Origin of the sequence: Daejeonella sp. (assembly GCF_037719425.1) — a bacterium.
Classification (GTDB): Bacteria; Bacteroidota; Bacteroidia; order Sphingobacteriales; family Sphingobacteriaceae; genus Daejeonella.
The window spans coordinates 744-10,598 of sequence record NZ_JBBJNI010000144.1 but is presented as its reverse complement, the minus strand read 5'-3'; the positions used below and the strand labels follow the sequence as shown (position 1 = coordinate 10,598).

Sequence of the window (9,855 nt, the reverse complement as noted above, 5' to 3'; positions counted from 1 at the left end):
ACAATAAATGTATTTATCTTTATAAAAACTGTCAACCTAATTAAGGACGAGTCAAGGACTTTATGTGTCCATTGCGACCTCCTTTTGCAGTGACAACTGCTGTGTATATTTTTTCCATGTGTTTGTTTCGCCAATAGAAGCAAAAACTGTTCCTAGTAGGAAGTATCGAGTATTTAGTATAAGGTATCAAGAAGGGATTTCGGAGATAAAAATTTTTACTACATTAATTAATCTTTGTTAGCGCGCATAATTGGGTATGATCATTTCAATGATTTTTCCGGGAAATGTGGATAAGATATAAATGGGAGATTGTTGGCGACCTAAGACTAGTTTTACATAAAGACCTTTTTATCAGGGTTATAGAATCTAACGGAATGTTCATAAGCCCGGACATTGTGTGAATAACCTGTTTATAAAAAGTATCACTTTTGTCTTGACACAGGTCTGCTTATAGCATACCTTAGTATTAATAAGAACGAGGTACATTGACAGTCTGAAATAAAGTCCCAAAAGATCCGAAGCCTTCGGGTTTCACCAGATCCGGGATTATTTAAACTTGATTCAGAGCAGATCGCAAGATTTATTCGAAAAGATCAGGGTCGAAATGACAGACGTTATTGAAAATTGCAAACTTTCTAAAGACTGAATGCAATATGGAGATAAAGGGCCACGAGAATCTTGTTTGAAAGAACAGTGACTCTACGAACCAGTTAATTATCAGAAAGCTTATGCTTTTGATCAACTAAGGTTGTGAAAAAAGTTAAAACGGAAACCGGAATCGCAAGAGGATGGTTTCCGTTTTTCGCTTTTGGTGTCTGGCAAATTATTTCTTCCAGGCAGGCTTTTCCTTAATTAACTTTCCCTATTAAGCTGTGCAAACTGTCTGACCCGAAAAACCCTGCTGTCTTAATTGAAATAAACCGGGGCGGCAGCGCTAGCTTTTTTGCCACCGGGAATCTTGTATTAATTGATCATTCCATGGCAAAAAACTACCCGCCTGCCGGCCGGCAGGAAGCAGAGCACCGGACTGGCGCTACCAAAGAACCACAAGTACTGCTTTCCAGAAATAGAACAAATCATTTTAATGACGCAAAAGTAAGCTCTTAGGATCGTCGCCTGTATCTATAATGTTAATAGTTTTCTTGAAAAATAATGTTAATAACCTTGTAACATTGTCTTTAATAGTTTGATTATCAACCATTTAGTAATTTTAAAAAAGTTGATAACTTCGGTAAAGTCGTTAATAATGTTGTGGTTAATTTCAATCATTTTTTACTTGACAAGTGCCATCCGACCCCTATATTAGTATTATTAAAACGGACGTACTTTGACAGCCTGAAACAATATCCATAAAAATCCGAAGCTCTCGGGCTTCATCAGATTTTGGATAATTTAAGCTTTAATTCAGACCAGCATCGTGAGATAAAGGATGACAGGAAAAGCTCCAAAGGACAGGCATTACCTATGTTGCAAACATTCTATGGAACGGTTGCGATGAGAAAGTAAAGGTCAACGGATACTAAAGGTTTGAAAAGACCGGCGGGAACGAACCAGGCAAAGTAAAGAAGAATTAATACTTTGAGCAACTAAGGTTGCGAAAAAGTTAAAACGGAAATCCCAATCGCAAGAGTAAGGTTTCCGTTTTTCTTTTTATACAAATTCCATTTCCCCGCAAACCTTATCCCGATTTTCTTATTTTTGATTAAATGGGAAAAGATAATTCTACAGCAGCACCGGGTAAGATATTTGTTCTGGATACGTCAGTTATTCTCTACGATCACGACGCATTTCAAAATTTTCAGGAACACGATGTAGCGATTCCAATTCAGGTACTTGAAGAGCTTGATAATTTTAAAGCAGGAAACGACACCCGTAATTATGAGGCCAGGAGCTTTATCCGGTTGATGGATACCATATCTAAAAGTTCCCTCTTAAATGAATGGATTCCTTTAAAAGGGAAGGGGAGAGGCTGCTTTAAGGTGGTAATGGATGATATCCCAACAAAAACTGATGCCGAAAAAATCTTTGGCGAAGGTAAATTTGATCATCGGATCCTAAATGCAGCACTCAGCCTTCAGGAAAAATATCCAGCTAAAAGAATTACGCTGGTTTCAAAGGATATTTGTTTAAGGCTTAAGGCAAAATCGCTCAATCTTTTTGCTGAAGATTATGAGACAGGCAAAGTAAAAAATGTAGAGGAGCTTTACACTGGTAAGACCGTTATAAGTAAGCTTACCAATAAGATATTAGATGAGCTCGTCAGTAAAAAAACTCTTCCTATAGAGAAAACAGGGGTAAGTATAATTCACGACAATCATTTTTTCACACTCAGTAGTAAGAACAAAATGGTTTCTGCGTACTATAACCCTAAGAAGTTTGAGCTTGAATATATTCCGCACCAGTCCGTTTATAATATCGAGCCAAAAAATCCGGAGCAGGCTTTCGCCATCCACGCGTTGATGAACCCTGATATTAAGCTGGTGACCATCCAGGGAAACGCCGGCACCGGCAAAACTTTGCTGGCTTTAGCAAGCGCACTGGAGCAAAGAAAAAATTACCGGCAGATATTTGTTACCAGGCCAATAGTGCCGTTGAGTAATAAGGACATAGGTTTTCTACCGGGAGATATTAAATCTAAAATAGATCCATATATGGCACCGATATGGGATAACCTTAAGTTTATAAAGGACCAACTAAGCGACGATGACAAAGCTCAGGCAAAGATCGATGAACTTGTTCTAACGGAAAAAATTTCTGTCGCACCTTTGGCGTTTATAAGGGGCCGCACCCTAACGAAAATATTCTTTATTGTGGATGAAGCCCAGAATTTAACACCCCATGAGATCAAAACGATAATTTCCAGAGCTGGAGAGGATACTAAGATAGTCTTTACCGGAGATATTTACCAGATCGATACTCCATATCTGGATGCAGAAAGTAATGGTTTATCTTATTTGATTGATAAGGCTAAGAATCATCCCTTGTATGCTCATATAACCCTGCAAAAAGGTGAAAGAAGTGAACTGGCTAATCTGGCAAATGATTTACTATAAAAAAACAAAGCATAAAAAAAGCCCCTAAATTACGGGGCTTTTTTGTTCAATGATATGTTGATTTAGTAAACAACTTTCACATTAACTGCGTTAAGGCCTTTTTTGCCACGCTCAACTTCGTATTGAACTTTATCGTTTTCACGAATTTGATCAATTAGACCTGATGAGTGAACAAAAACGTCCTCTTCACCTGACTCTGCGGGTACGATGAACCCGAATCCTTTAGTTTCATTAAAAAACTTTACTGTACCTTCTTTTTGCATTGTGTTATTTATTAATATAATAAGAACAAAGGTACAGAAAATACATTTCATTCCTAATTTTTATATTAGAGTATGCCCGTAAGCAAATTTAGAGCTGTTCTACTGAACGTATCCTAAAGATAATTTCAATCTATGAGTTAACGCATCTATGTAAATTGATTACCGAGCGTAAAAATGCTATGCATCTATGTCTACATCATACACGCGTAGTCTATTTTGTATCATAATTAATATTATGTTAAATTGAATTTTGTAATACCACCCTCTTTATAACAGTTGAAGCAATTTGTTCATAATAAAAAAGCCCGGGTGTATATACCCGGGCTTCTATTCGATAAATCATGTCTGTTATAGAGCTTCGATCTTCTTAGTTAACTCTTCGACTTTAGCATTATCTTTTTTAACGAGATAATATGTTTTAAGATTTTCAAGAGCAATTCTGGATTTAGGATCAAGCTCTGATGCTTTTTTCAAATACGGAAACGCTTTGTCGAATTCAGCAGACGCTTTTTTCATACCAGCCTCGTATTCCTTTTGTTGTGATGGAGGAAGCTTGTTAGTTTCATTGTAAAGAGCAATACCTTTATTAAGCATAACACCACCAATGTTAATATTTGCATCCGCAAAAGACGGATCTATAGCAATAGCCTGTAAATAAGATTCTTCTGCTTTCACAGGATCACCCACGGTGCTGTAAGCTATCCCCAGGTAATATGGATATAGCTTATTTTTAGGATCTCGTTGAGCCTGAGCAGCAATCTTAGTTATTACTTCCTTTTGTTTACCTGACATCAAGCTTAACTCAATCTCCTGAGTAGCTAAAGCGGCGTCCTTATATTTTAGGGCTCCTTCACCAGCGATACGTATAGCATTAGCAGTATCACCCTTCATTGAGTACAGACGCGATAGATCAAGATATATCTGGTTGTTTGATGAGAAGTTGGTTTTAACTAACTCCTCGTAATTCTTGATCCCAGCGTCGTAGTTTTTAGAATTAATGGCTGAAAGGCCAGCGTAATATGTGATAGTTGTATCACCCGGGCGGTGGACCAATGCATTGGTAAATGCAGTATATGCATCAGCAAAATTGTTGGTTTGATATGCTTTTACTCCCTGGTTTAGCGCATATTGACTAAATATAGCTCCATTTACGTGATCCAGGTTCGCTTTGTTAACGCCATCTTTATCTAACTCAAGTGCTTTTTTATAAGCACTTTGAGATTCCGTGATAAGAGGCTTAGATGTTGCTGGAACCGAGTCCATTAATGCCATTTCTCCATAAATTAATGCTTTGTAAGTCCATGCTGTTGGATCTGATGCTGTTTTTTCGTTCATTACTGCCTTGTCTACTGCTGTTTTTGCGGTTTTCAAATTAGGAAGCGCAAGAGTCATGGAGTTTGCGTCCTTTAATTGGACATAGGTGTCATAGCCTTTTTTAGCACTTGCTACTTCCCCCTTTTGTGCATATACTATCACAGAGGAAGCTGTGAAAACAGCCGCTAAAATGAAAGATTTAATTTTCATGTTATTCTAATTTAATTTGAGTTGGTTTATTTTATTGTTAATTCTTTGAAGTTCATTCTTATCGCCGGTATGCTTATATAATATAGACAAGGATGTCAATGACTTTAACTCATTAGGATCAATTTCGTTTGCTTTTGACAAATAATATTTTGAAACATACATCATGCTATTCTGGGTTGTGTCTTTCAGGTACAAATTTAAATACAGTAACCCTAACGCAAAATTACCTTCATAATTATCAGGGTTTATATTTAACACAGCTTTGTAATACTCTTCAGCTCTTAAAGTATTACCCGTCATTTCGTTAGAAAAGCCAGCAAGATAGTTTAAATTGATATTGAATTCATCTAATTTCAAAGCTCTGTCTATAAATTTAGCTATTTCAACATAATCGTTACGATTTACCAGGATATTTATCAGCTTGAATACCAGGTCACGATTATCCGGAAAAGCTTCACTCCCAGCCTTCAACGTTTTAACTGCAGCATTTTCTTCACCCTTTGATTCATACAAGTTAGCTAAAACAAGATAATATTCCGGTTTTGGCTTTTGCGAGATGAGCTTTACATAGTAAAATGCAGCTCCTTCATAATTTCCTAATTCCTGATTCAGTAAAGCGAGATTATGTGTTATTGAAAAATTGTTTTTATCAAGAGAATCAAGAAAAGTAAAGTACTTTAAGGCCTCATTAAATCGCCGCTCTCTAAACGATGTATTCGCCCTATATAAATAAGTTCGCTTGAGCTGACCATTAATATAGTCTATTTCCTGATCGGCGTCAGAGGCAGATTTAGCTAACTTTATAAATTTAAGGGAGTGTTTAGCGACTTCCACCGGATCCTTAGCGTATTTTTGTTTTAGGTTAGAATCGGCACGAGCCAGAGTGGAGTAAACTAAGCTTCGAATCAGATTATTTTTAAACGCATTCGAGTCCAACCTGGTTTTAAAACCGTTATCGATGAGTTTTCGGGCAGCTTCGAGGTCCTTGATATCCTTAGAAGCAGAATATTTTGCAAAGCTGTTCATCGCATCCCTGGTAATCAGGGTTTGAGCCTGCAAGGGTGCAATAAACAGCAGCATATTAGATAAGAGAAATATAAATATTCCCTTCATTGTTTGTTATTCAGTTTCCGTAGTGCCTGGCTCTTCTGGAGTGTTGCTCTGAGATTCAGATGCATCATTTCCATTTTCTGCCGATTCACCGTCCGCGCTTTCTACATCTTCGTCAGATTCTTCTTCATGCTCAACCTTTGTGATTGAAGCAATCGAGTCATCTCCTTTGAAAGTAATCAATCTCACGCCCTGAGTAGCACGACCCATTACACGAAGATCACTTAAACCAATTCGTATGACAATGCCGGATTTGTTAATGATCATCAGATCATCATTATCTGTAACATCCTTTATAGCAACGAGTTCACCAGTTTTTTCAGTGACGTTAATGGTTTTAACTCCTTTACCTCCCCTATTTGTAACGCGATAATCGTCGATATCAGTACGTTTACCATAACCGTTTTCTGAAACTACAAGAACTGTAACCTCTGAATTATTGATACTGATCATGCCAACAACCTCGTCTTTTGCATGAGCAAGTGTGATACCGCGTACACCAGTCGCAGTACGGCCCATCGGACGAACAGTAGATTCGTTGAATCGAATAGCCCTTCCTGAGCGAAGCGCCATAACAATTTCACTTTCTCCAGTTGTCAAACAAGCTTCAAGCAGCTGATCACCTTCGTTAATGTTGATTGCATTGATGCCATTAGCCCGTGGACGTGAATATGCTTCAAGAGAGGTTTTCTTAATAGTTCCTTTCTTGGTACACATAATAATAAAGTTGTTTTCCAGGTAATCCTGATCTTTAAGATTTACAACTTTTATATATGCCTTGATATTTTCTTCTTTAGGGATGTTGATCACATTCTGAATAGCACGCCCTTTACTTGTTCTTGTTCCTTCAGGGATCTCAAAAACCCTCAGCCAGAAACATTTTCCTGTTTCAGTGAAGAAGAGCATATAATTATGATTGGTTGCAATCAGGATATGTTCAATGAAATCTTTATCGCGTGATTGTGACCCCATTGATCCTTTTCCCCCTCTGCCCTGCTTACGATATTCCGTCAGTGGAGTACGTTTGATATATCCTTCATGAGAGATTGTAATAACAACTTCTTCATCAACGATAAAATCTTCCATACGCATATCATCTGCTGAATGGGTGATTGAGGTACGGCGTTCATCCCCGAATTTTTCTCTTATTTCAAGGAGCTCATCCGTGATTATCTTCATTCTTAAGGCTTCATCAGCCAAAATTAGATTCAGATATTCGATTGTCTTCATCAATTCTGCGTACTCTTCTTTGATTTTGTCTCTTTCAAGTCCGGTTAAACGGCGGAGAGTCATATCAAGAATAGCGCGAGCTTGGATATCAGAAAGACTGAAGCTTTCCATCAAGCCTATTCTTGCATCATCCGGGCTATTTGAAGCACGGATCAGCTTAATGACCTCATCAAGATGATCCAGGGCTATTAACAATCCTTCAAGGATGTGAGCACGTTTTTCTGCCTCGGCAAGATCAAATTTAGTTCTGCGGACAACCACTTCATGGCGGTGATCAACAAAGTGCCTGATCATATCTTTAAGATTCAACAGCATTGGTCGCCCGTTTACCAGGGCAATATTATTGACACTAAATGAAGTTTGTAGAGCAGTGTACTTAAAGAGATTGTTTAATACGATTGAGGCATTGGCGTCCCGCTTTATCTCGTATACGATACGCATCCCATCTCTGTCCGACTCATCTCTTATCTCACTAATCCCTTCGAGTTTCTTATCGTTAACAAGACCGGCAGTTTGCTCAATCATGTTAGCTTTATTAACCTGATATGGGATCTCATTTACGATGATCCGCTCGCGGTCGCCTTTATGTACTTCAATTTCAGCTTTGGCACGCATGACGATACGGCCACGCCCTGTTTCAAAGGCTTCCTGTACGCCAGAGTATCCGTAAATGATGCCACCAGTGGGAAAATCCGGTGCCTTAACGTGCTGCATAAGATCAGCAATCGTCACCTCATTGTTTTCGATGTAAGATATAGTGGCATTTACGACTTCAGTTAAATTGTGCGGCGGCATATTGGTAGCCATACCTACAGCGATACCTGAAGCTCCATTAACAAGCAGGTTAGGGATACGTGAGGGAAGAACCGTTGGTTCCTCAAGAGTATCATCGAAATTCAGCTGAAAATCAACAGTATCTTTATTGATATCTGCAAGCATTTCTTCAGCAATCTTCTTTAGACGTGCTTCTGTATAACGCATTGCAGCTGGAGAGTCCCCATCCACAGACCCAAAGTTGCCTTGCCCGTCAACCATCGGGTAACGTAAACTCCACTCCTGGGCCATCCGAACCATGGCAAAGTAAACTGAAGAATCTCCGTGCGGGTGGTACTTACCCAAAACGTCACCGACAATACGAGCCGACTTTTTATGAGCCTTACTGCTTGTCACACCAAGGTCAAGCATACCGTAAAGAACCCTGCGGTGTACAGGTTTGAGCCCATCGCGTACATCAGGAAGGGCGCGGGAAACAATTACCGACATCGAATAATCGATGTAAGCTGACTTCATTTCCTCTTCTATATTGATCGGGATTATTCTATCGTTCTGCGGCGCTAAATTATCGTTTTCTGTATCTTCAGCCATGTTTTATCAAATTCTGATTTTGATGTCTTTGAAATTAATTTGAGGCTTTTTAACGGATGGTCAAAACTCCCCTTTTTAAGCCTTGCGAAGTTAGCAAAATTCATGGTCTTTATGCCCTGAATACGAAAATATTCGGCAGGTAGAAAGGATGTAATTTTAAAGGTGTTGTATCAAATGATTACGGACTTTTTTTGGCATAAAAAAAGAGCTCCTGGTTTGCGATAATTGCCTCGTCAGTAACCAGTACTAGTCTTCATTCAAAGCCCTTTTATAAACCTCCAGTGCCCTTTTACGAGCAAACTCGTGCTCAACCATCGGAGGGAGATGGTATTTATTAAAATCCTTTATCCACGTTTTAATATAGGTCAGTTTTGGATCGAATTTTAAGGTCTGAGAGGTGGGGTTAAATATTCTAAAATATGGCGCCGAATCGCAACCACTTCCTGCTGCCCATTGCCAGTTCCCGTTATTGGAAGATAGCTCGTAATCAAGCAACTTTTGAGCGAAATAAGCTTCGCCCCAGCGCCAGTCGATCAGCAAATGTTTTGTTAGAAAACCTGCGACGATCATACGCACTCTATTGTGCATCCATCCAGTTTCATTCAGCTGACGCATTCCTGCATCCACGATCGGATAACCGGTTTCACCTTTGCACCACAAATCGAATTCGGTCTCATTATTCCTCCACGGAATCTTATCGTATTTCTTTTTGAAGCTCTCGCTGACAACATGAGGAAAATGATAAAGTATCATCATGAAGAATTCCCGCCATATGAGCTCATTAAGCCAGGTTTCATTCCACTTACACGCGATAGCAACCAACTGACGGATACTTATGGTTCCAAAACGAAGATAAGGGCTGGTTTGACTTGTGCCATTCATAGCCGGAAGGTTGCGTGTTTGATGATAATTAGCTATTGTTTCCTCGTTAATGTTTAAAGCTAATAAGCCTGGAGCGATATGGTTGAAACCCATCTCTTTTAAAGAAGGGATCTTATTTTTGGATATTTTGAGCAAGTTCGAAAGATACTTTTCACTTGGAAATGCTACCGGTTTTAATTCATTATATAGCTGTCTCCATCTTTTTGAGTATGGTGTGAAAACTGTATAAGGTGAACCATCTAATTTCAATATTTCGGATCTTTCAAAAATAACCTGGTCTTTGAACGAATGAAATTTGGTTCCGCAAGTCTGTGCAAACTTTTGAATGTTGAGATCGCGATCAATAGCATATGGCTCGTAATCATGATTGGTGTAAACTTTTTCAATTTTATATTCCTTTATTAATTGAGTAAAAACATTTTCAGGAA

General features: G+C 38.7%; 7 protein-coding genes. 2 read left to right on the top strand and 5 right to left on the bottom strand.

Translation table 11 applies throughout. From position 1 onward, the window contains the following. Positions 1-978: 978 nt before the first annotated feature. Together WKF69_RS15935 and WKF69_RS15930 are read left to right on the top strand one after the other, a co-directional pair. Positions 979-1,107 (top strand): hypothetical protein, encoded by a 129-nt coding sequence (locus WKF69_RS15935; RefSeq protein ID WP_340383119.1) that lies wholly within the window; start codon positions 979-981, stop codon positions 1,105-1,107. 599 nt (positions 1,108-1,706) lie between these two features. Further along, positions 1,707-3,053: a PhoH family protein gene (locus WKF69_RS15930; protein ID WP_340383118.1), complete on the top strand. Its 1,347-nt coding sequence runs from the start codon at positions 1,707-1,709 to the stop codon at positions 3,051-3,053. A 62-nt stretch (positions 3,054-3,115) separates the two neighbouring features. Here the strand turns inward: WKF69_RS15930 and WKF69_RS15925 are convergent, their stop codons facing one another. From WKF69_RS15925 to WKF69_RS15905, 5 genes are all read right to left on the bottom strand, one after another. Then, the gene (locus WKF69_RS15925) at positions 3,116-3,316 is read right to left on the bottom strand and encodes a cold shock domain-containing protein (RefSeq protein ID WP_079701265.1); all 201 of its coding nucleotides are present in this window, start codon (positions 3,314-3,316) and stop codon (positions 3,116-3,118) included. A 348-nt stretch (positions 3,317-3,664) separates the two neighbouring features. Then, positions 3,665-4,840 (bottom strand): tetratricopeptide repeat protein, encoded by a 1,176-nt coding sequence (locus WKF69_RS15920; RefSeq protein WP_340383117.1) that lies wholly within the window; start codon positions 4,838-4,840, stop codon positions 3,665-3,667. Between the two features lie 6 nt (positions 4,841-4,846). Continuing rightward, entirely contained in the window at positions 4,847-5,953 is a 1,107-nt protein-coding gene (locus WKF69_RS15915) for a hypothetical protein (protein WP_340383116.1), read from the bottom strand. A gap of 6 nt (positions 5,954-5,959) precedes the next feature. Next, complete coding sequence (gene gyrA, locus WKF69_RS15910) at positions 5,960-8,545, bottom strand: DNA gyrase subunit A (RefSeq protein ID WP_340383115.1); 2,586 nt, start codon at positions 8,543-8,545, stop codon at positions 5,960-5,962. 246 nt (positions 8,546-8,791) lie between these two features. Continuing rightward, positions 8,792-9,855, bottom strand: a 1,064-nt coding sequence (locus tag WKF69_RS15905; RefSeq protein ID WP_340383114.1) for a deoxyribodipyrimidine photo-lyase, incomplete at its 5' end; no start/stop codon positions are given.